We start from the raw sequence: 24,898 nt of genomic DNA on the forward strand, positions 1-24,898 counted from the left end.
GTGGACTCGACGATTCGGGAAGTTGGATGCGGTCTAGCACGGAGTTCCAGGGGCGCAGGTAGGAGCGGTCTCGTGTGCAGCAGCGGCGTTATCCGACGTGCGAGCGCGCCCCGGCAAGAACTGCAGCAATCCGCGCCGGCAAGACGCGATGCGCTCGCACGGCGCAGGCATGCGCATTGCCAAGAAGGGGCCATGAAGATCGGGCTGCTCACCTTCCACCGCTGCATCAACTACGGCTCCTACTGGCAGGCGCGCTGCCTGCTGCAGGCGCTGCGAAGTCGTGGCCACGATGCCGTGCTGCTCGACCACGGCTCCCGCAGGATCGACGTGGCGGAATGGCGGTGCGCGCTTCGCCCGGCCGGGCCCGCGCCCTGGTACCGCTCGGATCGCCCGCTCTATGCCAGCAAGACGCGCCGCTTTCTCGACGCACTCGCCGCGCTTCCCGCTTCACCCGGCTTCGACCTGGACTCGCCTCCCGCCATGGACGGCTACGACCTGGTGATCATCGGCAGCGACGAGGTATGGAACCTCGACCACCCCTGGTACGGCGGCTGCCCCCTGTTCTTCGGCGAGCGCCTGCGGGCTCGCCGCCTGGCCGCCTACGGCGCGAGCTTCGGCAACTATCCGGCAGGCAAGGGCCTTCCGCGCACCTGGGCAAAGCGGCTCTCCAGCTTCGACCTGATGTCGGTGCGCGACGGCAACTCGCGCGCCATCGTCAGCGACGCGTTGGGCGTCGCGCCCGAGATCGTCCTCGACCCCTGCCTTCAGTTTCCCTTCGGTGCCGAACAGCGCGACGCGAACCGGTCCGATCCCGGCGACGCCTACATCGCAGTCTATGGCCACAGCTTCAGCGGGTGGTTTGCCAATGCCTTGCGGGACTGGGCCCGGCGCAGGGACCTCCGGCTGGTGAGCATCGGCTATCGCAACCCCTGGACCGACGACAGCTGGATCTCGGCGGGGCCGGAGGACTTCAGGCATTTCATGGCCGGGGCGCGTGCCGTCGCGACCAACTTCTTCCACGGCTGCGTCTTCGCCCTGCGGGAGTGGAAGCCCTTCGTCTGCGAACGCTCGCCCTATCGCTCGATCAAGATCGGCGAGCTGATGGCGTTGGCCGGAACCACGGAGCACCTGGTGGACGAGCAGAGTCCCTGGCGGGCCTACGCCGCTCTCCTGGACGAGCCGCTCTCGATCGACATCGCGCGCCGGCTCGAGCAGCGGCGCCGCGTGTCGGAGGCGTACCTGGACCGGGTTCTTTCGCACGACAGTCCGCGCGAGGAAGAGCCGCGTTATGCGGCCTGACCGTGTCGAGGTGCCGAGCCGGGCGGCCGCTGCGAAGACGAACGGCACAGAAGGCGAAGGTGCGCCAGTGAGTCCACGCGACATGCAGCGCGCGGGACTTTGCGTGGGCTGCGGAGCCTGCGTCTCGCGCGCGCCCGCCGGCGAGGCGCGAATGAAGCTGGATCGGAATGGCGAGCTGAAGCCCGACGGGGCCGAAGCGTGGATGGCGCGCCGGTCGGACGAATTCGCGCGCCTTTGTCCCTTCTCGCCATCCGCCGCCGACGAGACGATGCTCGCGCAGGCGCTCTACCCCGATGCGCCGCAGGCCGATCCGATGATCGGGCGATTCGAGTCGGCTTACGTGGGCTATGCCGCGCAGGGCCAGTTCCGCGCCGAGGGCAGTTCCGGCGGCCTGGTGAGCTGGGTGGCGGCCGAGCTGTTGCGCAGCGGCCTGGTCGATGGCATCGCGCACGTGGGCGCGGTCGATGCGCCCGGCGACGGCGAGCCCTTCTTCCGCTACCGCATCTCGCGCAGTCCCGAGGAAGTGTGCCGCGATGCCAAGTCGCGCTACTACCCGGTCGAGATGTCCGGCGTGCTGTCGATGATCCGCGCGGTGCCCGGCCGCTATGCCGTGGTCGGCGTGCCCTGCTTCATCAAGGCCATCCAGCTGCTGCGCCGCGAGGACCCGGTCGTGCGCGAGCGGGTGGTCTTCACCCTCGGGCTGTTCTGCGGCCACATGAAGAGTGCGCGCATGGTGGAGAGCTTTGCCTACCAGGCCGGCGTTCGGGTGGAAGACGTCCGGCAACTCGACTTTCGGGTCAAGGACCCGCGGCGTCCGGCCAACTGGTACACGGTCCAGTTCACGCTGCGCGATGGTCGCACCTTGCGGCATGACTGGTTCCACCTGGCCGAAGGTGACTGGGGCTCGGGCTTTTTCCAGAATGCGGCGTGCAACTATTGCGACGACGTGGTGGCGGAGACCGCCGACATCTCGTTCGGCGATGCCTGGGTCGAGCCGTACTCCAGCGACGGACAAGGCACGAACGTGATGGTGGTGCGATCGGCACGGCTGCGCGAGCTGGTCGATCGTGCCGTGGCCGAGCAGCGCCTGCGGCTGGAGAGCGTCGACGCGGGCTTCGTGCAGCGCACGCAGGCGGCGGGCTTCCGGCAGCGGCGCGAAGGGCTGGCCTACCGCTTGACCTGGCGCCGGCGAGGCATTCGGCCGCGCAAGCGGGTGCCGCCTTCGGCCTCGTCGCTCGGCTTTCGGCGCAAGCTCGTCTACCGCATGCGCGCAGCCATCACGGCGTGGAGCCGGCGCCTGTATCGCCTTGCGAATACGGTGAGGCTGCCCGGCTTGTACGTGCGCTGGGCGCACGCGGCCACCGCGCTTTACCACGCGATCGCGTATTCGCGCGGATGGATCGGCCGGGGGCTCGACCGCATCGGATTGAGGGACGAGACGGTGCGGGAGTGAGGCCTTGTTCCTTCTTCCTCGAGCAGAGGGTGAGGGTGAGGGCGCCAGGCCTTCGGCGCGTGCGCAACGCTGCGACTTGGAACCGCTGCCGACTGCTCAGGGCCTGAAGAACTCGCCCAGGTTCGCACATGGCCGCTCGGCCCGAGGCTGACTGGTGCCTTCTGCCGCGATCCATGCGTCGAGACGGCGGCGCATCGTCCGCTTGAACAATGGCGGAATCATCGCCATCAACAACATCACGGGATAGGAGGCGGGAAGGCGCGGGCTGTTCGCGAAGCCGCCGAGCCGGAAGTAGGGAAGCGAGGGGCGGACGTGATGATGTCCGTGGTACGCATGATTCAGCGTCACCCATGCTTGCATCACGCATCTGTCTTCCCATGAGTAACCCACGGTTCTCAAGTGCGGTGCGAGCCGGTCCGTCAGACCCCAATGCTGAATGTAGGTGATCGCCTGCATGGTGAATCCCGTCCCGAGAATCACCAAGCCATGGAACACGACGCCTCGCCACCCCGCGACGAGGCCGAAACCCGCCATGACCGTTGTCGTGACCAGCGCAGTCCAGGCGATCCTGTTGTTCCAACGCGCCCGTCCGCACCGGAGCTGGTCCAGCCATTCCCATTCCTGCGCCACCCGGAACGATCTGACGTATCTCTTCACGGCATAGGCGAAGACGGACTCCTCGATCTCCGGACTGTCGCCGTTGTCGCGACCTCCCACGTGGACGTGATGCGACCTGTGCTCTTCCAACATCTGGAAGTAGCCGATGCTTCCCGCAAGAAGTCTTGCCGCCACCCGCTGCCATCGGGCGGGTCGATGCAGTAGTTCATGCGCGACGGTCAGGTTCAACGAGGTGACAACCCAGAACGACAGGGCAAAGCACGCCAGTTGCCCAAGGCGCAGCTGCGCAGCCACGAACATCGCCCATGGCAGGACCAAGGCCCACAAGAACACATGCACCAATGGGATGGTCTGCAGGAAGACGAACTGTGCTCGGGGGATTCGACCGATATCCCCAGGATCGGCGCGATCGTCCGGCAGGAGCATGCGGACGATCGGCAGGACGCCGAAGAAGAATGCGAAGACAAACCACGGTGCCCCCAAGACGACGCCTGCAACCAGCAGGATCATGGGCGAAAGCGCGAGCAGATGCCCAGCCGCCCTGAGCGAAACAGGCGTGGTCATTCGTCGAACAACCCGCTCTCATGGGCGAGCTTGGCGGCCATGGCGCGCGATGGCACATTGAGCTTCAGGGAAAGCCGCGCGAATCTCTGGTCAATGATGGCCGGCTTGGTGTCGAACAGCCGCGCGATCTCCTTCGATCCAAAGCCCTGGTGAGCGAGCCGAAGCAGACGGAGTTCATCGTCCCGGATGCTCAGGTCGCGCAGAAGCTCTCGGCGGATCTTTCGCGACCACCATTCCAGCAGTTCCGCGGCAATCGATCGAAGACACATCTTCGCCAGCGCGATCGTCTCGTGGGTGAAGTAGTCAGGATCGTCACTGGTCAGGTAGAGCACTCCCATCCGAGAACGCCCAGCTGCCGTGTGGCAGGGAACCACGGCAATGCTGTTGAAGCCTGTCTCTCGCGCGCGTAGTCGAAAGAGCCGCTGCCCCTCCGTTCGAAGCGGAATCTCGTTACCGACCGCCGGCTCGGTGTGTTGTTGTGCATAGATGAGGAAAGGATCGATCGCGAACCAGCGCTGCTCCATATAGAGATTGCACCAGCTCGCAGCGCAGGCGACGATGTACCGATAGCTCTCAAAATCCTCCTCGCCCTGGATGAACGATGAGAACACGGCCCCATTGCATCCCAGCCTCCCGGCGACCCATTTGACGATCGCGGTGACCTCCGCGGCATGGGCTCGATGCGGGATCTGGTTGATGGCATCGTTGAGCTCACGCATGAAGCCCGGATCGCTAACTATCGCCGCAAGGCTTCTTCTCATGGTTGCCCTCTGGCGAGTAGTACAACTCGTCGAACCGGTTCTTGACGAAGGCCATCAGTCCTGGTGCGTGGTGTCGATACTCATCGAACTCGATCCAGTCCAGGAATGCGCCCCGGTTGTCGAACACAACGTTCATCTCGTACAGGCCGACGCCGATCACCTCGAGTCTGCGCACGATGCCAAGCCCTCCACCGCATTGCAGGCGGACTACTTCGAATTCGAGTTTCCCGCCATCGAGGGAGGCGATGAGGAAGGGCCTAGAGTTCATCCAGTGCATCCGGTTGCGATTCGATGTGACCACATTGCCCGCATGGCAGTGCGGCAATGGCTTCTGGTACTGAATCGGTGCGCCACGTAAGCGCCTGCTCGAAATCACAGCGGATGCAGTTCCGGACACATGCCACGAAAGCTAGTTTGCAGTGGGCGCAGACAAGATCATCGTGCAACTCGTTGACTTCGATCAGCTCGAAGACATCGGCCTCTGCATGATCGCAATGAGGACAAAGGATTTTCATTCTCTTGGTCGGCGCATGGCGATGCCTGCGCCACTCCCTGGGGCAAGGTTTTTATTCGAGGCGACCCCCTGTCTGAAAGAACGGGCCGCTCCTCTCCGCAGGCCGAGCCGCGCGTGAGGTGGCAAATGCTAGAGAAGTCTGACGCTCGAAGATGGAATTCGCGACATTTAGAGAGATTTCGCGAGCCGGGTTAAGGTCACCGCAACAGCGCAAGACCACCTGCGACGTGTCCGATCGTTTTTTACGCGCTACGAATGGGCCTGCCGTCCAAGTTGTCGTACAGGCTCATGCAACCGTCCAAGCAGCCCGAGCAGCCGAAGAAGTCGTCGCCGTCTGCGCCGTGCCTCAGATGATGAACGAGCGGTTTGCCGCATTCTTCGCATGCAAAGTCCGTGAGCCTGCTGGAGTCCGGGAAGATGCTGGCCAATTCAGCGATCTCCCGCTGCAGGCGCCCGGACGTCAGCGACACCCGGGAGAGATAGTTGATATGTTGGCGAATGGTGCTTTCGAGATAAGCCTCGAACTCGCGCGCGTAGTCGGCGTGCTCCGCTGACGGCCCGCGCTTCGCCGGAGCGCGCGTCAACTCCTTGCCGAAAGCGGCCATGGGTCGTCTCGCGTTCGCCATTCGTCTCGGCCTGCTCTTGAACAGCATATCGTTGCCTTTCTCATGCGACGACAGGAAGTCGCCATGCCAGGAACGATAGGGGTCGGCAGCGCTGGACGGGCGTCAGATCGGCACGGCAATCTGACATGAATCCATCGCTTTCGTCATGAAGAGCGAAGGGACCGCCGCAGGAGCGCGCGGCATGCAAGGCGTGCCGGTCCGGTGCTCCCACCCCAGCCCTCCCCCGCAGGGGGGAGCAAGTCACGCGTGCTCGTTGCGCAGCACCTTGGCGGCCTCCACCATCGCCCGCAACTTGGCCGTAGCCGACTCCCGCGGCAGGTACTTCATGCCGCAGTCCGGCGCCAGGATCACGTTCTCCGGCTTCACGTAGGGCAGCGCACGCCGGATGCGTTCGACGATGGTGTCGACCGACTCCACCTCCGGCGTCGACAGGTCGATGCACCCCACCATCACCCGCTTGCCGTCCAGCGCCGCCAGTGCCGAGCAGTCCAGGTGCGATTGCGCGGTCTCGATCGACACCTGCCTGCAGCTGCATTGGGCCAGCTCGGGCAAGAAGGAATAGCCGCTCGGCCGCTCGTGGATGATCGCGGCGTAGCCGAAGCAGATGTGGACCGCGGTCGTACCGGTGATCCCGTCGAGCGCGCGGTTCAGCGCCGCCAGCCCGTACTGCCGCGCCTTCTCGGGCCGCGCCTGCATGTAGGGCTCGTCGATCTGCACCACGTCGGCACCGGCGGCGAACAGGTCGCGGATCTCCGCGTTCACCGCCTCCGCATAGTCCATGGCCGCCTCTTCCTCGGTCTTGTAGAAATCGTTCTGCGCCTGCTGCAGCATGGTGAAGGGGCCCGGCACGGTGATCTTCACCTGGCGGTCGGTGTGGGCACGCAGGAACTTCAGGTCGTCCACCTCCACCGCGTGCCGGCGGCGGATGCGGCCGACGATGCGCGGCACCGGATTGGGGTGTCCCGAGCGGTCCAGTGCCGTTCCGGGGTTGTCCAGGTCCACGCCGTCGAGGGCCGTCGCGAAGCGGTTCGAATAGCTCTCGCGCCGGATCTCGCCGTCGCTCACGATGTCGAGCCCGGCCTCTTCCTGCGAGCGGATGGCCATGAGCGTGGCGTCGTTCTGCGCTTCCTCCAGGTACTGCGGCGGAATGCGCCACAGCTCGCGCGCGCGCACCCGCGGCGGGAAGCGGCCCGCCAGCTTGGCGCGGTCGATCAGCCAGTCCGGCTGCGGAAAGCTGCCGACGATGGTGGTGGGGAACAGCATGGGCTTCTCCAGGAAAAAAGGTGAACGGATGATTCGAACGGAGGCTCAGACGCCGAGGTACACGCGCTGGATCTCGGGCCGCGCCAGCAGCTCCTGCGGCAGCCCTTCGGCCACCATGCGGCCTTCCTCCAGCACATAGGCGCGCTGCGACACTTCCATCGCCATCGCGACGTTCTGCTCCACCAGCAGTACCGACACGCCGTCGGCGTTGATGCGCCGGATGGCCGCGAACATGTCGCCCACGATGCGCGGCGACAGGCCCAGCGAGGGCTCGTCCAGCAGCAACACGCGCGGGCGCGCCATCAGCGCGCGGGCGATGGCCACCATCTGCTGCTGGCCGCCCGAGAGCTCACCCGCCGGACTCGCGAGCTTCTCCTTAAGTGCCGGGAACAGGTCCAGCACCTGCGCCATCGTCTGCTGCCGCTGCGCCTTGGCCTGCGGCAACAGGCTGCCGAGCTCGAGGTTCTCCTGCACCGTCATGCCGGTGAAGAGGCGCCGTCCTTCCGGCACCAGCGCGATGCCGGCTTCGCAAAAGCGGTGCGCCGCCAGCCGCGTGATGTCCTGCCCGTCGAAGACGATGCGCCCGCTGCGCGCGCGCAGCATGCCGGCGAGCGTGGCGATCAACGTGGTCTTGCCCGCTCCGTTGGGCCCGACCACGCACAGCAGCTCGCCGCGGCGCAACTCCAGCGACACGCCCCACAGCGCGTTGGCCGCGCCGTAGGCCACCTGCAGGTCGTGCACTTCAAGCATGGGCGGCCTTTCCGAGATAGGCGCTCATCACTTCGGGCCGCTGCATCACCTCGCGCGCCGCACCCTCGGCCAGCAGCTCGCCGTGGTTGAAGACGACGATGCGGTCCGTCAGCGCCATCACCGCGCGCATCACGTGCTCGACGAAGACGATGGTGGAGCCTTGCTCACGGATGCGCCGGATCAGCGCCACGGCGTCATCGATCTCGCCGGGCGTGAGTCCGCACAGCACCTCGTCGAGCAGTACCAGCCGCGGGCGCGAGGCCAGCGCGCGGGCCAGCTCCAAGAACTTGCGCTGGTGCAGGTTCAGGTCTTCGGGCCTGGCATCGCGCCTGGCTTCCAGGCCTGTGAACTCCAGCCAGCGCATCGCCTGGCGGTTGGCGTCCGCCGGGTCGCGCACGGCGCCGCCGAACATCGTGGCAATGGCCACGTTCTGCAGCACGCTCAGGTGGCCGAAGGGGCGGGGGATCTGGTAGGTGCGCGCAATGCCGCTGCCCGCGATGCGGTGTGCCGGCAGGCCGTTGAGGCTGCGCCCCTCGAACTCGATGTGCCCCGCGGTCGGCGTGTAGTGCCCGCTGACGACGTTGATGAAGGTGGACTTGCCCGAGCCGTTCGGTCCCAGCAGGCCGAGGATCTCGCCACGACGCACCTCGACGTCCACGCCGGCCAGCGCACGCACGCCCTTGAAGGACTTGGCGAGCCCCTTGACACGCAGCAGCACCTCGCCGGGCGCACCCGCGCTCGCTGCCGTTGACTTGCCCCCTCTCCCTCCGGGAGCGGGTTGGGGCGAGGGCACCGGGCCTGTCCCATCGCCGCGCCTCTCCAAGCGCCCGGCGCCCTCACCCCCGCCCTCTCCCGGAGGGAGAGGGAGCAAGCCAGGCGCAGCCGGGGCGCGGCGCCACAGCCGCTTCACCCGCTCGAGGATGCCGTCGGGCATGAAGAGGATCGCCGCGATCAGGATCACGCCGATCAGTGCCTTGCCCGCCACCGCATGGTCCGCCGCGGTAAAGCTGTAGAGCAGACCCGTGATCGCCCCCGCGCCGATGGCCGGCCCGGCCCAGTGCCGCGTGCCGCCGAGCACGCTCATCAGCACCACCGTGAGCGGCACCGCGATGGTGAACACCTCGCCCGCCGTCACGTACGACAGGAACAGCGCATGGATGCCACCCGCCACGCCCGCCAGTGCGCAGGACACGGCCAGGGCCGTCAGCTTGTAGCGGTAGGTCGGCACGCCCAGCACCTCGGCCGCTTCCTCGTCGTCGTGGATGGCGAACAGCCCGGCGCCGAACTTCGAGACCTGGATGCCCCAGGCGATCAGCAGCGTCGCGACCGCTGCGGCCAGTGCCAGCAGGTAGAAGGTGGACGAGGCCGTGGGCCCGATCTTCGGCACCGCCACCGCCGCGAGCGACACGCCGTTGCCGCCGTCCAGCGGCGTGTTGACCACGATGGTGCCGATCACGAAGGTGATCGCCAGCGTCAGCAGCGCGAAGAGTTCGCCGCGCACGCCCTTCACGCGGAACACGATCGCGCCCAGCGCGACGCCCAGCACCATCGCCACGCCCGCCGCCGCGGGCAAGGTCCAGAGAAAGGGCCAGTCGTAGCGCGCCATCAGGTTGGCGCTGGTGTAGATGCCCGCGCCGAAGAAGGCGCCGTGGCCGAAGGAGAAGTAGCCGGAATAGCCCGAGAGGATGTTCCACGAGGTCGCGAGCACCACCCAGTGGAGCATGAGGTAGAGCAGCGAGTCGTAGAAGGCGGGCAGGCCGAGTCGAGGGACGAAGGCGAGGGCGATGCCTGCGGCGACGATCAGGAGCGGAGTCAGCTTCCTTCGGGCGGGCGGCGCGACCGCGCGCACCGCCCCTCTTGCTCCCCCTCCCTCCGGGAGAGGGCGGGGGTGAGGGCGCCGGGCGGTGGACGGGTCTGCGCTGGTTGATACGGCGCGCGCCCTCACCCTGACCCTCTCCCAGAGGGAGAGGGGACCCAATCCGATGCTCTGCTGCTTCATCTACACACTCTTTCCCGGCCTGAACAGAAGAATCACGATGAGGAGCGTGAACGACACGATCGGCGCCCACGAAGGCGCCGTCACCGCCATCGTCACCGCCTCGCTCACGCCGATCAGCACCCCGGCGACCAGCGGCCCGAGCGCGCTGCCCAGGCCGCCCAGCATCACGGCGGCGAACACCACGCCGATCCAGGCGTACATCTGCGAAGGCGTGAGCGTGAAGCTCAGCGCCAGGCACACGCCCGCAATGCTCGCAAGCGCCGCGCAGGTGCCGGCGAGCAGCAGCCCCAGCGCCTTCTCGTTCACCCCGAAGGCCGCGGCGACCGGCCCGTCCTGCGCCGCCGCGCGCAAGGCGCGGCCCAGGTCGGTGTAGCGCAGCACGCCCCACACCGCGAAGGCGAGCCCCACCGCGACAACCAGCGTGATCAACTCCGGGACCGGGATGTAGAGGCCGGCGAGCTTGAACTTCTGCTCCCCGTAGTGCGACTCGAGCTTGCGGAAGTCTGCCGTCCAGATCGACTGCATGACGCTCTCGGCGATGCCCGTCAGCCCGAAGGTCAGCAGCAGCGAATTGAAGGGCGTCACCGCGAAGCGCGCCATGACCCAGTGCAGGCCCGCCCCGAGCGCGAAGAACAGCGGCACGATGACGAACAGCGTCAGCAGCGGGTCCATGCCCATCGTGGCCATCTGGTAGCACAGGTAGGCCGCGAGGAAGGCGAAGGCGAAATGCGCCAGGTTGATCAGGCGCAGCAGGCCCCAGCTGAGGCTGAGGCCCAGGCCCATCAGCCCGTAGAGCGCACCGACGAAGATGCCGGACAGGATGGACTGGGACAGCAGCGAGATGCTGGGCAGCGTGAAGCCGCTCATGTCAGCACCGCCGGGCCGCCCCAAGGGGCTGACGCACCCCCTCGGGGGGCAGCGAACGAAGTGAGCGTGGGGGCATGATCATGTCAGCACCGCCGGGCCGCCCCAAGGGGCTGACGCGCCCCCTCGGGGGGCAGCGAACGAAGTGAGCGTGGGGGCACGTTCATGTCAGGGCGCGATGAGTTTGGCGTCGCCCGCGGTCACTTCCTTCGGCCACACCACCACCCACTTTCCGTTCTGGATCTGCTTGATGCGCATCAGGTCGTCGCCGAAATTGCCCGTGCCGTCGAAGCGCAGCTTGCCCTGCAGCGTGTCGACCTTGTTGGCCTTGAGCCAGGTGCCGATGGCCTTGTCGTCCAGGCTCTTGGTGTTGACCACGCCCGCTTCCAGGATCTGCCACGCGGTGTAGGAGGCCGCGGCCTGCGTCTCGACCGAGGTGTCGGAGAAGCCGGCCTTGGTGGCGCGCTCGGAGTAGAGCTTCACGAACTCCGCCGCGCCCTTGTTGGAGGTGAAGGGCGGCTGCGCCTCGAAGATGGTGGCGGAGAGCGCGTTCTTCGCCTCGGGCAGCACGAGCAGCGGCCCCGGCGCCGGGTACAGGTAGAAGTGCTGCGGCGGCGAATAGTCGATCTTCTTCATCGCGTCGAGCAGCAGGTTGCCCTCGAGGCCGATGGCGCCGACCCACACGAAGTCGGGCTTCGCATCCTTCACGCGATTGGCGATCGGCCCGAAGTCGCGGTTGCCGAAGTCCCATTCGAGGAACAGCACCTCGGTCAGGCCGCGCTTCTTGATCACCTCGCGCGCGCCTGCGCTCATGAACTGGATCGACGGGAACTTGCTGGTGACCACCGCCACCGTCTTCGGCGGCTTGGGCGAGGCCGCGAGCGCATCGAAGAGCGTGTTGGGCACCGTGGTGGCGGGGTCGGAGCCGATCGACCAGGCCGGGAACTGCATGTCGTACTTGGCCAGCGAGGGGATGCCCAGCGTGTGGTGCACGAGCACCTTGTTGTAGCGCTGCGCCACGCCCATGGCGGACAGGATGGCGCCGGTCGCGTAGGGGCCCATCAGCAGGTCGACCTTGTCGGCGGTCACCAGTTGCTCGTACAGCGTGCGTGCCAGGTCGGGCTTGGACTGGTCGTCCTTGACCACCCACTCCACCGGCCGGCCGAGCAGGCCGCCGCGCTTGTTGAGCTGCTCGACGTAGATCTCGCCCACCACCTTGTGGATCTGCGCCGTGGCCGAGAGCGGCCCGGTGAGCGCCAGCGTGCTGCCGATCCGGATCGGCGCACCCGTGGGCTGCTGTGCCAGCGCAAAGCCGGCCGCGGCCAGCGCGATGGCCCCCACGGCGGCGCGCCGCCCGATGCCTCGAAGGTTCTGCTGCGTTTTCATGGTCCTCGTCTCCTGGTTAGTTGTTTGTCCACTGCCAACGAATGACTGATCGGGGAACACCGCGGAACCGGCTTTGCCGGGCCGCTGGTGTTGCCCCCGAGCTAATCCACCTGCGCGCCCGAGCGCTTCACGAGCCCGGCCCACTTGCCCAGCTCGGCCTTGTTGAAGGGCTGCATCTCCTCGGCTTTCATCGGACGCGACTCGATGCCTTGTTCGCGCAGCTTGCTCATCACCTCGGGCTGTGCGAGCGCCGTGGCGCCGGCCGTGCGCAACTGCGCCAGCGTGGCGGCCGGCGTGGCGACAGGCGCGTACAACATGAACCAGGCGACGAGGTCGAAGTCGGCAATGCCCTGCTCCATCACCGTCGGCACGTCCGGCGCCGCCGCGCTGCGCACCGCGCCGCTGGCAGCCAGCGCGCGCAGCTTGCCGGCCTTGACCTGCGGCATCACCGCGGCCGGGTGATAGAACATGAAGTCCACCTGGGACGCGATGACGCCCGTCAACGCCATTGCGCCTTCCTTGAAAGGCACGTGGATCATCTTGCCGCCCAAGCGCTGCGCCAGCAGCTCGCCCGCAAGATGGCCCGAGGTGCCGTTGCCCGCCGAGGCGAAGGTCACGCCCTGCGGCTTGGCCGCCGCCTGCGCCAGGTCCTTGAGCGACTTGATCGGCGAATCCGCCGCCACCACCAGCAGCGTCGGCGTGTAGCCGATGAAGGCCACCGGCGCGAAGTCGCGCATCGGGTCGTAGGGCAACTTGCTGAAGAGCGCGGCGTTGATCGCATGCGTGCCCACCGTGCCCATCACCAGCGTGCGTCCGTCGGGCGGCGACTTGGCAACCAGGTCGCTGCCGGTCGAGCCGCCCGCGCCTGCACGGTTGTCGACGATCACGGGCTGTTGCAGTGCCTTGCCCAGCGCCTCGCCGACTACGCGCGCCACCGTGTCGGTGGTGGTGCCGGCGCCGAAGGGCACGACCATCTTGATCGGGCCCTTGTCCTGGGCCTGCGTTGCCGCAGCCGCGAGCAGCACGCCCGCGGCGAGCAGCGTGCGCATCGTTGTCCTGAAAGTCATCGCTAGTCTCCGTTTTCTCTATCTATCTACTTGCGCTTCAGTGCCGCGCGGATCTCGTCGTTGTGTTCGCCCAGCATCGGCGGCGGCCGTACCTGCAGCGCGCGCTCACCGTCGAAGCTCACCGGCGAACGCACGGTGCGAAAGAGCCCCATCACCGGATGCTCGGCCGAGGTCATCAACTGCAGGTGCTTGGCCTGCGGGTCTTCCAGCGCCTCGCTGGTGTCGTACATCGGTGCGTTGGGCACGTCCTCGCGCTGCAGGCGGGCGCACCATTCGTCGCGCGGCTGCGTGGCGAAACGCGCGCCCAGCAGCGCGATCAGCGCCTCCTGGTTCTCGATGCGCGCGTCGCGGGTCGCGAAGCGCGGGTCCTCGAAGATGTCGGGCTGCTCGATGGCCACCGCCAGCCCGCGCCAGAACTTCTCCGGCGACGACATGTGCAGCGCGATCCACTTGTCGTCCGCACAGCGCAGCACGTACGACTGCGACACGCTCGGCCGGCTGTACGGCCCCATCACCTCGTCGACCTGGAAGAAGTGCGTGAAGGCATCGAGGTTGAAATGCGCCATCGCCTCCAGCATCGACACCTCGACCTTCCGGCCGATGCCGGTGCGGCTGCGCTCGTACAGCGCGCCGAGCACGCCGTAGGCGGCATAGAAGCCGGTCAGCGAATCGGCGATGGCCGGCCCCACGACGCGCGGGTTCTCGGGGTTCACCAGCAGGTTGAGGAAACCGCTCGCCGCCTGCGCCACCGTGTCGTAGGCGGGCCGGTTGGCCGCCGGGCCGGTCGAGCCGAACCCGCTGATCGCCACGTAGACCAGTTTCGGGTTCAGTGACTGCAGCCGCTCGGCGCCGACGCCCAGCTTCTCGGCCACGCCGGGACGGAAGTTCTGGATGTACACATCGGCATCGGCGATCAGCGCGTCGAGCACCTCGCGGTCTTCGCCGCTCTTGGTGTCCAGCGTGATGCTGCGCTTGTTGCGGTTGTAGGTCTGGTAGTGCGGGCTGTACAGGCCGTTCTTGAAGGCGCGGAAGGGGTCGCCCGTGCCCGGCTGCTCCACCTTGATCACGTCGGCCCCCAGGTCGCCCAGCAGCATGCCCGCGGCCGGCCCCGTGATGAAGGTGCCCTGCTCGATGACCTTGAGGCCTTGCAGCACAGGGATCATTCGTGCTTCCCGAAGCCGGCGGGCACGACGCCGTCGTATTCCATCTCGCGCGTCGCCTGGTACGACAGCGCGAAGCCGATGGGCTGGCGGATTTCCTCCACCATGTGCGCGATGAGCCCCGCGGTGCGCGCCAGCATCGGCACGCCCTTGAGGCCTTCGACCGGGAAGCCCGCGCCCAGCAGCACCGAGGGGATGGCGCCCGATACGTTCAGCTTGAGCGGCTTGCCCAGCAGGTCGGGCAGCAGCCGCTCGCAGGCTTCGGCGATCTCGACGAAGCGCAGGCTCGTGCCCGCTGCCTTGGCCGCATCGAACAGCGCACCCACGCGCTCGTCGCGTTCCTTGTGCAGCGGATGGCCGTAGCCGGGAATGGAACGCCCGGCCGCGCGCCATGCCTGCATGACGGAGCGCGCAGCCTCGTCCAGCGCGGTGCCGGCCTGCAGCTTCGCGTCGATCTCCACGTACATGCGCCCCGCCGTCTCCGACGAGCCGAGCACCACGGAGCCGCAGCCGAGGATGCCGGCGGCCACCGCACCCTGCATCGCATCGGGCGCCGCGGCAAAGGTCATGCGCGCGGCCTGCACGCTGGGCACCAGCCCGTGCTCGGCAATCGCGACGAGCGTGGCGTTCAGCACGGCGGCCTGGCCGGGGGTCGGCATCTGTCCCGTCAGCAGCAGGAAGAAATGGTCGACGAAGGAGATCTTGCCGATCAGCTCCTTCGACAGGTCGCGCCCGCGAATCACGATGGTGTGTTCGTCCGAGGTGCAGATGGCCGTGCGCGGCACGGTGGCCTTGCCGATCTTCATGAGGGTCCTTGCGAAAAGAGAAAGACGAGGAAAAAGGATTCAGGCCGCGGGTGCAAGCCTGACGTCGAAGCTCGCGGAGTAGTAGGGCTCCTGCATCTCGCGCCCGTCCACCGCCTTGCCCGGCGCGTGCTTCTCGAAGTCGACGACCAGGCTGTCGCGCTTGCCGAACACCGCGTCCTGGTCGATGTACGGGCTGCCGCCGACGAAGACCTGCGTGGTCAGGGAGGCATGGCCCGGCGCCGAGACCATGAGGTGGATGTGGCCCGGCCGGAAGATGCTGCGCTCGGTGGCGTGCATCATCTGCCCCACCGGCCCGTCGTCCGGAATGGGGTAGTAGGCGGGGCGGATCGACCAGAACCAATAGCGCCCCTGCGCATCGGTGCGGAAGCGCCCGCGCGCCGCCATCGTGGGCTCCGTGCTCAGCTGCACGTCGTACTTGCCCTCGCCGTCGCCCGACCACACGTCGAGCACCGCGCCCTCCAGCGGCTTGCCGTGCACGTCGGTCACGCGGCCCATGTAGAAGGTCGGCTCACCGCGTGCGCTGCCGCGGATGTCCGCGCCCAGCGGCGCGTCCGGCGCGCCGGCCCAGTAGAACGGTCCTTCCACCGTGGCCTCCGTCGCCTCGGTCGCGCCTTGCGCGCCGCCGCCGGCGCGCGCCTGCTCGAGCGCCACCACCATCATCGACAGCCCCAGCGTGTCCGACAGCAGGATGAACTCCGGGCGCTTGTCGGTCGAGATCTGCCCCGTGGCCTCGAGGAACTTCATTGCCGCGAGCCATTCCCCGGGCTTCAGGTCCACCTCGCGCGCATAGGCGTGGATGTGCTTCACCAGCCCCGTCATGAGCTGGCGCAGGCGCGGGTCGGGTGCCTTCGCGAAGGCGTCGAGCACGTCCTGGGTAATGCTGTCCTGGTTGTAGTCGGCCATGGGCTTTGTCTCCTGAAGGTGGCCGGACGATAGGCCGCGCAGCAGGCGGCGGCAAATGATGAATTTCCATGGATATCATCGATGGCATCGATCATTTGCAGGGGTTTTCATGGAGATGCGGCATCTACGCTATTTCGTGGCCCTGGCCGATTGCCTCAGCTTCACCCGGGCCGCCGAGCGCGTGCACGTGACGCAGTCGACCCTGTCCCACCAGATCAAGCAGCTCGAGGAAGAGCTGGGCCAGCCCCTCTTCGAGCGCATCGGCAAGAAGGTCGTGACCACCGAGGCCGGCGAGCTGCTGCGTGGCTTTGCCTCTCGCGCCTTGAAGGAGGTGGACCAGGGGGTGGCGCTGCTGAAGCCCGGCGCAGGCAATCTCACCGGCAAGGTGCGCATCGGCGCCACGCACACCTTCAACATCGGCCTCATCCCCGAGTGCGTCGCGCAGTTCCTTGCGCGGCATCCCACGGTGCGCATCAGCGTCGAGGAGCTGGCGGCCGAGGTGATTGCGAGCCGTCTCGTGGCCGGCGAGCTCGACCTCGGCATTTCCTACCGGCCGCAGGACCCGAGCGGGCTGTGGTTCGAGCCGCTCTACAACGAGGAGATGGTGCTCGTCGTGTCCACCGCCCATCCGCTTGCGGCGCGCAAGCGCATCCGCATGGTGGAGCTGCACCGTCAGGACCTGGTGCTCGTGGCGTCCAGCTTCTCGACGCGCACCATGCTCGACGAATGCTTCCAAGCCTGCGGGGCCGAGCCGACCGTGGTGGCCGAAATGTCGACCGTCGCGCCGATGCTGGCGCTGGTGGCGCGCACGATGATCGGCTCGATCGTGGCAATCAACGCCGTGCCGGAGTCGATGGCGGGGCTGAAGATGATCCCGCTGGAGAGTCCCACGCCGGTGAGGACGCCCGGCATCCTGTGGCGGCTGAAGGAGAGCAAGCCGGCGGCGGTGCAGTCCTTCGCGGTGATCCTGCGGAAGACGGCACTGGGCAACAGCCTGCGGCATGAAGGGCCTGGCTGAACCCGGCGCAGGCCCAGTCCAGCGCCATGGCGACCGGCTTTCCTGCACCGCCACTGCCGGCGGTGAACGAGTGCGCAGGCTTCGCCAGCCAAGCCGGAAGCAGCCCGATCCGGCAAGAAGGTCGAGGCTTCCGGACAAAGAAAACGGCCCTTGCGGGCCGCTTTCAAAGACGCGACAACGTTTCAGCGTCCATCGCGGTCCGAGTCGCCGGGAATTGCGCGCTCGACGTTGTCGCTGACGCGTTGCCACGCATCGCGCGACGCGTGCTTGGCACGCTCCCATTCCAGCGAGGAGCGACCGCGCGTCGTGCCCCAGTCGCGGCCCAATTCCGGTTCGACCTCGTCGAAGCTGCGGTTGGGGTAGCGCGAATGCGCATCGACGCCATAGCGGTAAGCCGGCGAATAGTCGTCGTAGCTCGATCCCTGCTCGACGTAGGGGCGCCCGGTGTAGTTGTCGCGCCAGTACGCGTCTTCCGCCTCCGGATCGGCCTTGGCCATGCGGCCGGCAATCGCGCCGGCCACTGCCCCCACCGCTGCCCCGACGGCCGCGCCGACCGGGCCCGTCATGCCGCCAACAGCCGCTCCTGCAGCTGCACCTCCTGCGACGCCACCTGCGGCGCCGCCCACCACTGCGCCAACGCCAGTGGCGGCTGTCTTTTCTTTGGTGTCATTCCGTTCGGCCATCGAAATCTCCTTGATTGAAAAACTGGGAGAACCGAGGTTCCAATCGCCATGCCTCGAAGCACAGCGTCGATGGTCCCGTCAGAGTGAAGGGTGCGGGCTGTGCGCAGCGACAGCGCACACCTACATGCATTTCAATCTGGCAAGAAGCTTGAGGCCATTGGTTGCCACTGCAGGGGTCCGTGGATAGACTCGATCGCATGACCACCACCCTTGTTTGCACCCACGTTGCACTGGCCGCACTGCTTCTTGCTGCGACCTACGCACGTGCGGTTGCAAAGAAGGCGCGTCGGCAATCGACGCCCGCACTCTCCTGAGCCCGGCGGTCCGCTCCCCTTCATCCTCTTAGCGCAACCAGTCACCGCCGGGCACCAAGCCCCGCGCAACGTCGACCGCGTTTGAATGCGCCCGGTCCAGGCGACGGATCGATGCCGTTGCCACGTCCGCTGCTCGAACGCGAGCCCCCTGCTTCACATCCCGCTACTGCGCGGCCGTCGATCCCGTCGGCGCTCGCGCGTGGCGCCAGCCATTCCGAAAGCGATTTGCCATGACCCCCCATTCCGTCCTCGCCATCACCGATTTTTCGAATCAAGGCGATCACGCCCTTGCCCGTGCGGGCTACCTCTGCGCGGCCCACGGTGCAACGCTCAAGCTCCTTTGCGTGGCCTATCCCGGAGAACCGCCGCCGCCCGATGCGGCGTGCCGGCTGGCGCACCATGCGCTGCAACTTCATCAGCGCCACGGGATTCGCGTGCGCGCCCTGAGCCGCCTCGCCTTCTCGCTGGATGATGTCCTGGCATCGGCGCGCTGTGCCGACTTGCTGGTGTGGGGTACCGCGCCGGCCCGGGGCGTTCGTGCCTTCCTGGTGGGGCAGCCCGTCGAAGCCGTGCTCCGACGCTGCCAACGGCCGGTTCTCGTCGTGCGGCGTCCGGCCCACGCGCCCTATCGCAGCCTGGTCGTGGCTGTCGACTTCACGGAAGCATCGCGCAGCCTGGTGGATCTGGGCTTCGCGCTCAACCAGCAGGCGAAGGTCGAGCTGTTCCACGCCATCAGCACCGCGAACGAGGGAAAGCTTCGCTACGCAGAGGTCTCGGAGCACGCCATCAAGGTGTACCGCGACCAGTGCCGCCGCTATGCGCAGGACCGGATGTTCTGGATGACCGACTCCTACGATTCACGCCGCAACCGCGTGCTCTCCGCCATCGGCCATGGCGACCCGGCCCGACAGGTGCTCGTGCAACAGCAGCGCAGCAACGCCGAGCTGGTCGTCGTGGGCAAGCATCCTGCATCGGCCCTGTCGGATTTCCTCTTCGGAAGCGTTGCCCAGCGCGTGCTCGACCATGGTCGCGACAGGGACGTGCTGGTGGTGCCTCATGACCACCAGCCGGCATCCAGCGCGACGGCCATCCAGCGATTGGAAGCGGAACCCGGCGCCATGCGAAGGCTCCGGGCCGGGGCGCCGCGGGCACCCGTTCGTCCGAGCCCGGCGGGAATGCCTGCCAAGCTGCGCTCCGGGTGGACAGCGGCGAGCGACCCTGCCTGACTCACCGGCGCATGGGACTGCAGCGGCCCGCCGCCCTTCAGGCCCATGCGTTGCCGTCTGACAGTAGCGGGCCAGCCCTTCGGCAATGCTGCAGACAATGCGGAGTCTTTCAAACATTTACACCGCTCCAGCAGTCAAGTCCCTGACGGACGGCGTGCCCATGGCCGCTCGTCGGGAGGCCCACGTGCCGGACACCGATGCCTTCGATCCGTTCGCCTTCGGCGAGGTCGAGGCGATCATTCCCACGACCGAGGCGCAGCGCGAAGTCTGGCTGGGCGATCGCCTGGGCGAAGACGCGTCCCTGGCGTACAACGAAGCCAGTGCGCTGCGGCTCACCGGCCCGCTCGACGATGTCGCTCTGCAACGCGCCATCGAGCGACTGGTCGCACGGCACGATTGCCTTCGCGCCACCTTCTCACCCGATGGCACGCAGCTCTTCATTGCGCAAGCCTCGACGTCCGTGCTGCAACGCCTCGACCTCTCGCAGGCCGATGCCGCCGAACAGCAGCGCCTGTTGGCAACCGCCTTCGAAGCGGCCGTCCGCGAGCGCTTCATCCTGGAGCAGGGCCCGCTCTTTCGCACGAGCCTCTACCGCAGCGGGCTGGAAGACCACACGCTCCTGATCAGCGCGCACCATGCCGTGTGCGACGGATGGTCCCTGGGCGTGATCTGCACCGAGCTCGGAGAGCTGTACGCGCACGAGCGCGGCATGCGCCCACCGCCGGAGTCCGCGCCTCGCTATGCAGACTATGCGCAGTGGGAAGCCGACGAAACGGCCAGCCCGCGCATGCAGGCCCACATCGACTATTGGCTCGGCCGCTTCGCCGGTGGCAATGCGCCGGTGCTCGAGTTGCCGCTCGACCGGCCGCGCCCTGCCGTGCGGACCTTCCGGTCGCGCAGGCTGGACGGCCTGCTCGACGCCGGGCTCGTCGATGGCGTTCGCAAGCTGGCCGCCGGATCGAGCGCCAGCCTCTACGCCGTGCTCTTCGGCGCCTTCGCCGGCCTGCTGCATCGCATCACCGGCCAGGATGACCTGGTCATCGGCATCGCCGCCGCCGGCCAGCTCGCCAGCGACATGCCTCGGCTCGTCGGGCACTGCGCCAACCTCCTGCCGCTTCGGGTTTCGGTGAACGCCGCGTCGCCGTTGACCGAACTGGCCAGCCAGAGCCGCAACCTGCTGCTCGACGCCTTCGAGCATCAGAACCTCACCTACGGCACGCTGCTCAAGAAGCTGCTGGTACCGCGCGATCCGAGCCGCCTGCCGCTGGTGAGCGTGCTCTTCAATGTCGACGCCAGCAACGAGCGTTCCGCGGGCGAGTTCCCCGGCCTGCAGACGCAGCTGCGCAGCATCCCGCGCGCCTGCGAGAACTTCGAGCTCTTCCTCAACCTCACGCCCGTCGCCGGCGGCATGCAGTGGGAAGTGCAATACAACGTCGACCTGTTCGACGACGAAACCATCGCCCGCTGGATGGACATGTACGAAGCCCTGCTGAAGGCCGCCGTGCGCGAGCCCGGAGTGGCGCTCGGCGGCATCGACCTGCTCGGTGCCACCGAGGAAACGCGCCTTCTCGCGCTTCAGCCTGCCCCCACGGCGCTCTCGCGCGGCGGCCTCGTCCATGCCGGCTTCGAGCGCATGGCGGCGGCGCAGCCTGATCGCGCCGCGCTGCGGCACGAAGGCCGGCAGTGGACCTACGCCGAACTGGACGCGCGCGCCAATCGGCTGGCGCATGCCCTGCGTGCCCGCGGCATGGGCCGCGGCGAGCGCATCGGCCTGTGCCTCGAGCGAAACGCAGACATGCTGGTCGCCCTGCTGGCGGTGCTCAAGTGCGGCGCCGCCTACGTGCCGCTGGACCCGGACTTTCCGAAGGCGCGCCTCGACTACCAGGCAGAGGATGCGCGGCTCGGCCTGCTGATCAGCACGTCCGACATCGCCCACGCGCCGAGCGCCTGGTGCGACGACGGCGACGCGCAGCTACTCTGGCTGGACAAGGACGTCGACTGGCTGGACGCGCCGCCCACGCCGCTGCCCGCCGGCCCGCAGGACGCGCAGGCCGGCGACATGGCCATCCTCATCTACACCTCCGGCTCGACCGGCAGGCCCAAGGGCGTGGGCATTGCGCACGCTGCGGTGGCCAACCTGCTCCAGAGCATGGGCGAGACGCTGCGCATCGGCCCGGGTGACCGCGTTGCGGCGGCAACCACGCTGAGCTTCGACATCGCGGTGATGGAGCTGATCCTGCCGTTGGAGACCGGCGCGGAAATCGTGCTGGTCTCGCGCGAGACGGCCAAGGACGGCCAGGCCTACCGCCAGCTCATCGAGCGCGAACAGGTCACCGTGCTGCAGGGCACGCCCACTGCCTGGCGCCTGCTGCTCGATGCGCAATGGCAAGGCAGGCAGGGGTTGAAAGCCATCACCGGCGGCGAGCCGCTGCCCCGCGATCTGGCCCTGGCGCTCAACGCGCGTTGCGGCGAGCTCTGGAACATGTACGGGCCCACCGAAACCACCGTCTACTCCACGGCGTGGCGCGTGAACGACGAGCAGGTCGCGCGCAACGGCGTCTCCATCGGCCGGCCCATCGCGAACACCAGCGTCTGGATCATCGACGCCCAGGGGCAGCGCTGCCCGGTGGGCGTGCCCGGCGAGATCTGCATCGGCGGCGCCGGCGTGGCCATCGGCTACTTCGAGCGTGCTGAACTGACGCAGCAGTCCTTCATCCCCGATCCCGCTTCGAGCACCGGCGGCCGGCTGTACCGGACCGGCGACCGGGGCCGCTGGCGCAACGATGGCCTGCTCGAACACCAGGGCCGCATCGACCACCAGGTGAAGGTGCGCGGCTACCGCATCGAGCCCGGAGAGATCGAGGCCTGCTGCAACGACGTGCCCGGCGTGGGCGCCAGCGTCGTCGTCGCGCGCGAGGACCAGCCGGGCGACGTGCGCCTGGTCGCCTACCTCGTCGCCGCGGCCGGCGCGCAGGTCGACACGTCGGGGGTGAAGCAGGCCCTGGGCGCGCGCCTGCCGAAGTACATGGCGCCGCAGCACTTCGTCGTGCTCGACGAACTTCCGCGGCTGCCCAACGGCAAGATCGACAGGAAGGGCCTGCCCGCGCCCGCTGCGTCTTCGTCGGGGGCCGTGCAGGCGGGCGAGCGCGCGCCCACGGCGCCGCGCGACGAGCGCGAGCGCCTCGTGCTCGCGGCCATGGAGCAGGTGCTGAGCCTGCCGGGCCTGGGCATTCACGACGACTTCTTCGCGCTCGGCGGCCATTCGCTCCTGGCATCGCGTCTGGCCACCCGGCTGAGCCGCGAGTTCGGCATCACCGTGCCATTGGGCACGCTCTTCGCGGCGCCGACGGCCGAGCGGCTCTCGGCGGCGCTGGACGAACTGCAGTCCAGCGGCATCGAGCCCGTCGAGCACGTCCCCCGCCGCGCCGGGCGCAGCAACGCGCCGCTCACGCCGATGCAGGAACGCATCCTCTTCCTCGAGGAACTGCATCCCGGCCGGTCCGTCTACAACACGCCCTCGGCCCACCGGCTGACAGGCCCGCTGGACATCGCGGTCTTTCATGACGCGCTGCGCGAGGTCGTGCAACGCCAGCCCGCGCTGCGCACATCGTTCACACGCAACCCGGAGACGGGTGAGTGCACCGCATCGATCGCCGCCGAGGTGCCGGTCGAGCTGATGCGCATCGATCTGGGCGGCGTGCCTGCCGACCAGCGCGAGCCGGAACTCGTCGAGAAGCTGCAGGACGTGGCGGACCAGCTGATCGACCTGCACCGCGCTCCGCTCTTCAATGCCGCCCTGATCCGCATGGGCGACGAGGACCATGTGTTCGTCTTCGTGCCGCACCGCCTGGTGTGGGACGGCGCTTCGGTCGATCTGCTCATCAACGAACTGTCGGCTCTCTATCGAGCCAAGCTGAGCGGCGTGCCGCACGAGCTGCCCGGACTGGCCGTGACGCACGGGGACTACGCCGAGTGGTACCTCGAGTGGCTCGCCTCGCCGCGGTTCGACCAACAGCTGAGCTTCTGGAAGCAGCGCTTCGCCGCTTCACCACCGACCAAGGCCTTGCCGACCGATCGGCCGCGCGGCGCGGGCATGACCGGCCAGGGCCACACCTACTGGATGGCGGTCGATGGCGAACTGACGCGCCAGCTGCATGCCGTGGCGCGCAGCCACGGCGTCACGCTCAACATGCTCGCGCTCGGCGTGTACGTGCTCCTGCTGGGCAGCGTGGCCGATGCGCGCTCGCTGGTGGTTGCCACGCCGGTGCGCGGCCGCCAGCTGCCGGAGACGGAGCCGGTGATGGGCATGTTCGGCAACCTGCTGCCGCTGCCCGTCGCCTTCGATCTTCAGCAGACGCTGGGCCAGTTCATGCAGTCGCTGAAGCAGCAGGTGGTCTCGGCCCTCGACAACCAGCAGGTTCCCTTCGAGCGCTTCGAGGGTGAGCCGGAATTTTCTACGCGGGCCAAGGGCGTCGGCCTGTACCAGGTGCTCTTCTCCTTCGAGGACACGCGCGATCGCGCGCAGCACCTGGGCCCGCTGCAACTTCGTCCGGTCCAGATATCTCAGCGCGGTGCCACGGAAGACCTCGGACTTTGGCTCACCGACGGGCCCGGCGGGCTGGAAGGCGGCCTCACCTACAACGCCGACATCTACCGGCGCGAAACGGCATTGGCCCTGCGAGACCGCTACGTCGAGTTGCTGCGGCGCGTGGCCGAGCATCCGCAAGAGAGCCTCGCGGCGCTGGTCGCCGATGGCGCTTCGGCCGAGGCTGCGCAGCAGCTCGCGCACCTGTCGCGCGGCGATGCGGCCGAGCTGGACTCTCGCGAGCGCGTCGAGCCTGCGATCAGCCTGGCTGCGTCGGCGTCGCCCCCTGTCGCGCTTGGCGCCGGTCAGCTGCGGCTGGCGCAGATCTGGGCCGACGTGCTCAAGATCGAAACCTCGGACATCCGGCCGAGCGACAACTTTTTCGACCTGGGCGGCGATTCGCTGAAGGCCATGCGCGTGATCCAGCTGGCTGAACGCACCCTTGGCTTCCGCACCGCACCGCCGCGTTACGTGTTCGAGAACCTGGGCCAACTCGCTTCCAGGGAGGCCGCGTTTGCCGCGACCCCGGGCAAGGCGCCGCAGGGCCGCAACGCCAAGCACGAGGAGGCGCCGGCACGAGGCCTCCTCGGCCGCGTGTTCTCCGGCTGGGGCAAGGCGCAGAGAAGCAGCTGAGCTTTCCGGAGCGGCGGACCGCCGTGATCGCATCGAGAGCGCGCAGTCCCCGATTCCTGATCGATCGGCGGAGTGCCGGCTCAACACTTCAAGCCACGCAACATGCCAAGTTTTCTTCGATCCATTGCAGTCACCGTCGACGAGCCCGATCCGGGCCATTTCTATTGGGTCCTGCTGGAAGCGCAAGGGCCTGACGACGAGTTTCGCCTTTTGAACTCCGCGCCTCGCGGGAGCGACAGCTATGAACACGCCTTGCAGGAGGGCGTGAACGCGCTTCGCAGACTCTATGAGACACACCAGCGCGGTCCGCGTCGCGACGCCCTCGACGAGGAAGAAAATCCTTCGGGGTGGACGCCGCTGATGTAGCGATGCCGCGCAGGTGGCC

General features: G+C 67.7%; 20 protein-coding genes. 6 read left to right on the forward strand and 14 right to left on the reverse strand.

All coding sequences use genetic code 11. The features are described from left to right. The first annotated feature begins 192 nt into the window (after nucleotides 1–192). Together G3W89_RS27465 and G3W89_RS27470 are read left to right on the forward strand one after the other, a co-directional pair. Nucleotides 193–1,299 carry a polysaccharide pyruvyl transferase family protein gene (locus G3W89_RS27465; protein WP_162577108.1) on the forward strand — a complete coding sequence of 369 codons (1,107 nt, stop codon included), beginning with the start codon at nucleotides 193–195 and terminating at the stop codon, nucleotides 1,297–1,299. Between the two features lie 67 nt (nucleotides 1,300–1,366). After that, on the forward strand, nucleotides 1,367–2,752 hold the full coding sequence (locus tag G3W89_RS27470) for a Coenzyme F420 hydrogenase/dehydrogenase, beta subunit C-terminal domain (protein ID WP_232076773.1): 1,386 nt from the start codon (nucleotides 1,367–1,369) through the stop codon (nucleotides 2,750–2,752). A 96-nt stretch (nucleotides 2,753–2,848) separates the two neighbouring features. On the opposite strand, the gene G3W89_RS27475 is transcribed toward G3W89_RS27470, so the two are convergent. From G3W89_RS27475 to G3W89_RS27535, 13 genes are all read right to left on the reverse strand, one after another. Continuing rightward, nucleotides 2,849–3,934: a fatty acid desaturase gene (locus G3W89_RS27475; protein ID WP_162577109.1), complete on the reverse strand. Its 1,086-nt coding sequence runs from the start codon at nucleotides 3,932–3,934 to the stop codon at nucleotides 2,849–2,851. Next, nucleotides 3,931–4,653, reverse strand: a complete 723-nt coding sequence (locus G3W89_RS27480; protein WP_162577110.1) for an autoinducer binding domain-containing protein — start codon at nucleotides 4,651–4,653, stop codon at nucleotides 3,931–3,933. The genes G3W89_RS27475 and G3W89_RS27480 overlap by 4 nt, the downstream gene beginning before the upstream one ends. Nucleotides 4,654–4,666: 13 nt before the next feature. After that, the gene (locus G3W89_RS27485; protein ID WP_162577111.1) at nucleotides 4,667–4,963 is read right to left on the reverse strand and encodes a hypothetical protein; all 297 of its coding nucleotides are present in this window, start codon (nucleotides 4,961–4,963) and stop codon (nucleotides 4,667–4,669) included. Between the two features lie 488 nt (nucleotides 4,964–5,451). Then, the gene (locus G3W89_RS27490) at nucleotides 5,452–5,814 is read right to left on the reverse strand and encodes a hypothetical protein (RefSeq protein WP_162577112.1); all 363 of its coding nucleotides are present in this window, start codon (nucleotides 5,812–5,814) and stop codon (nucleotides 5,452–5,454) included. 261 nt (nucleotides 5,815–6,075) lie between these two features. Continuing rightward, the gene (locus G3W89_RS27495) at nucleotides 6,076–7,098 is read right to left on the reverse strand and encodes a uroporphyrinogen decarboxylase family protein (RefSeq protein WP_162577113.1); all 1,023 of its coding nucleotides are present in this window, start codon (nucleotides 7,096–7,098) and stop codon (nucleotides 6,076–6,078) included. A gap of 45 nt (nucleotides 7,099–7,143) precedes the next feature. After that, entirely contained in the window at nucleotides 7,144–7,848 is a 705-nt protein-coding gene (locus tag G3W89_RS27500) for an ABC transporter ATP-binding protein (RefSeq protein WP_162577114.1), read from the reverse strand. Continuing rightward, on the reverse strand, nucleotides 7,841–9,697 hold the full coding sequence (locus G3W89_RS27505; protein WP_232076774.1) for a branched-chain amino acid ABC transporter ATP-binding protein/permease: 1,857 nt from the start codon (nucleotides 9,695–9,697) through the stop codon (nucleotides 7,841–7,843). Before G3W89_RS27505 ends, G3W89_RS27500 begins: the two co-directional genes overlap by 8 nt. Before the next feature lie 150 nt (nucleotides 9,698–9,847). Further along, nucleotides 9,848–10,714: a branched-chain amino acid ABC transporter permease gene (locus G3W89_RS27510; RefSeq protein WP_162577116.1), complete on the reverse strand. Its 867-nt coding sequence runs from the start codon at nucleotides 10,712–10,714 to the stop codon at nucleotides 9,848–9,850. 165 nt (nucleotides 10,715–10,879) lie between these two features. Further along, on the reverse strand, nucleotides 10,880–12,097 hold the full coding sequence (locus G3W89_RS27515; protein WP_162577117.1) for an amino acid ABC transporter substrate-binding protein: 1,218 nt from the start codon (nucleotides 12,095–12,097) through the stop codon (nucleotides 10,880–10,882). Between the two features lie 101 nt (nucleotides 12,098–12,198). Further along, on the reverse strand, nucleotides 12,199–13,164 hold the full coding sequence (locus G3W89_RS27520; protein ID WP_162577118.1) for a Bug family tripartite tricarboxylate transporter substrate binding protein: 966 nt from the start codon (nucleotides 13,162–13,164) through the stop codon (nucleotides 12,199–12,201). 26 nt (nucleotides 13,165–13,190) lie between these two features. After that, nucleotides 13,191–14,327: a CaiB/BaiF CoA transferase family protein gene (locus G3W89_RS27525; protein WP_162577119.1), complete on the reverse strand. Its 1,137-nt coding sequence runs from the start codon at nucleotides 14,325–14,327 to the stop codon at nucleotides 13,191–13,193. After that, nucleotides 14,324–15,130 (reverse strand): citryl-CoA lyase, encoded by an 807-nt coding sequence (locus G3W89_RS27530; RefSeq protein WP_162577120.1) that lies wholly within the window; start codon nucleotides 15,128–15,130, stop codon nucleotides 14,324–14,326. The genes G3W89_RS27525 and G3W89_RS27530 overlap by 4 nt, the downstream gene beginning before the upstream one ends. 39 nt (nucleotides 15,131–15,169) lie before the next feature. Then, complete coding sequence (locus tag G3W89_RS27535; protein WP_162577121.1) at nucleotides 15,170–16,054, reverse strand: dioxygenase family protein; 885 nt, start codon at nucleotides 16,052–16,054, stop codon at nucleotides 15,170–15,172. Between the two features lie 109 nt (nucleotides 16,055–16,163). Between G3W89_RS27535 and G3W89_RS27540 the strand changes: the two genes are divergently transcribed. Beyond that, nucleotides 16,164–17,072 carry a LysR substrate-binding domain-containing protein gene (locus G3W89_RS27540; RefSeq protein ID WP_162577122.1) on the forward strand — a complete coding sequence of 303 codons (909 nt, stop codon included), beginning with the start codon at nucleotides 16,164–16,166 and terminating at the stop codon, nucleotides 17,070–17,072. Between the two features lie 182 nt (nucleotides 17,073–17,254). Here the strand turns inward: G3W89_RS27540 and G3W89_RS27545 are convergent, their stop codons facing one another. Then, entirely contained in the window at nucleotides 17,255–17,755 is a 501-nt protein-coding gene (locus G3W89_RS27545) for a glycine zipper domain-containing protein (RefSeq protein WP_162577123.1), read from the reverse strand. A gap of 544 nt (nucleotides 17,756–18,299) precedes the next feature. Between G3W89_RS27545 and G3W89_RS27550 the strand changes: the two genes are divergently transcribed. The 3 genes from G3W89_RS27550 (at nucleotide 18,300) to G3W89_RS27560 (ending at nucleotide 24,879) form a co-directional block, all read left to right on the forward strand. Further along, complete coding sequence (locus G3W89_RS27550; protein WP_162577124.1) at nucleotides 18,300–19,295, forward strand: universal stress protein; 996 nt, start codon at nucleotides 18,300–18,302, stop codon at nucleotides 19,293–19,295. A gap of 160 nt (nucleotides 19,296–19,455) precedes the next feature. Next, entirely contained in the window at nucleotides 19,456–24,513 is a 5,058-nt protein-coding gene (locus tag G3W89_RS27555; protein WP_162577125.1) for a non-ribosomal peptide synthetase, read from the forward strand. A gap of 72 nt (nucleotides 24,514–24,585) precedes the next feature. Continuing rightward, on the forward strand, nucleotides 24,586–24,879 hold the full coding sequence (locus G3W89_RS27560; RefSeq protein ID WP_162577126.1) for a hypothetical protein: 294 nt from the start codon (nucleotides 24,586–24,588) through the stop codon (nucleotides 24,877–24,879). Nucleotides 24,880–24,898: the final 19 nt, after the last annotated feature.

Origin of the sequence: Variovorax sp. PBL-H6 (genome assembly GCF_901827155.1) — a bacterium.
Classification (GTDB): Bacteria; Pseudomonadota; Gammaproteobacteria; order Burkholderiales; family Burkholderiaceae_C; genus Variovorax.

Bases quoted from the DNA above. Each gene is read 5' to 3' on its own strand.
- G3W89_RS27465 (WP_162577108.1), top strand. From the start codon at position 193: ATGAAGATCGGGCTGCTCACCTTCCACCGCTGCATCAACTACGGCTCC.
- G3W89_RS27475 (WP_162577109.1), bottom strand. From the start codon at position 3,934: ATGACCACGCCTGTTTCGCTCAGGGCGGCTGGGCATCTGCTCGCGCTT.
- G3W89_RS27480 (WP_162577110.1), bottom strand. From the start codon at position 4,653: ATGCGTGAGCTCAACGATGCCATCAACCAGATCCCGCATCGAGCCCAT.
- G3W89_RS27485 (WP_162577111.1), bottom strand. From the start codon at position 4,963: ATGAACTCTAGGCCCTTCCTCATCGCCTCCCTCGATGGCGGGAAACTC.
- G3W89_RS27490 (WP_162577112.1), bottom strand. From the start codon at position 5,814: ATGGCCGCTTTCGGCAAGGAGTTGACGCGCGCTCCGGCGAAGCGCGGG.
- G3W89_RS27495 (WP_162577113.1), bottom strand. From the start codon at position 7,098: ATGCTGTTCCCCACCACCATCGTCGGCAGCTTTCCGCAGCCGGACTGG.
- G3W89_RS27500 (WP_162577114.1), bottom strand. From the start codon at position 7,848: ATGCTTGAAGTGCACGACCTGCAGGTGGCCTACGGCGCGGCCAACGCG.
- G3W89_RS27510 (WP_162577116.1), bottom strand. From the start codon at position 10,714: ATGAGCGGCTTCACGCTGCCCAGCATCTCGCTGCTGTCCCAGTCCATC.
- G3W89_RS27515 (WP_162577117.1), bottom strand. From the start codon at position 12,097: ATGAAAACGCAGCAGAACCTTCGAGGCATCGGGCGGCGCGCCGCCGTG.
- G3W89_RS27520 (WP_162577118.1), bottom strand. From the start codon at position 13,164: ATGACTTTCAGGACAACGATGCGCACGCTGCTCGCCGCGGGCGTGCTG.
- G3W89_RS27525 (WP_162577119.1), bottom strand. From the start codon at position 14,327: ATGATCCCTGTGCTGCAAGGCCTCAAGGTCATCGAGCAGGGCACCTTC.
- G3W89_RS27530 (WP_162577120.1), bottom strand. From the start codon at position 15,130: ATGAAGATCGGCAAGGCCACCGTGCCGCGCACGGCCATCTGCACCTCG.
- G3W89_RS27535 (WP_162577121.1), bottom strand. From the start codon at position 16,054: ATGGCCGACTACAACCAGGACAGCATTACCCAGGACGTGCTCGACGCC.
- G3W89_RS27540 (WP_162577122.1), top strand. From the start codon at position 16,164: ATGGAGATGCGGCATCTACGCTATTTCGTGGCCCTGGCCGATTGCCTC.
- G3W89_RS27545 (WP_162577123.1), bottom strand. From the start codon at position 17,755: ATGGCCGAACGGAATGACACCAAAGAAAAGACAGCCGCCACTGGCGTT.
- G3W89_RS27550 (WP_162577124.1), top strand. From the start codon at position 18,300: ATGACCCCCCATTCCGTCCTCGCCATCACCGATTTTTCGAATCAAGGC.
- G3W89_RS27555 (WP_162577125.1), top strand. From the start codon at position 19,456: ATGGCCGCTCGTCGGGAGGCCCACGTGCCGGACACCGATGCCTTCGAT.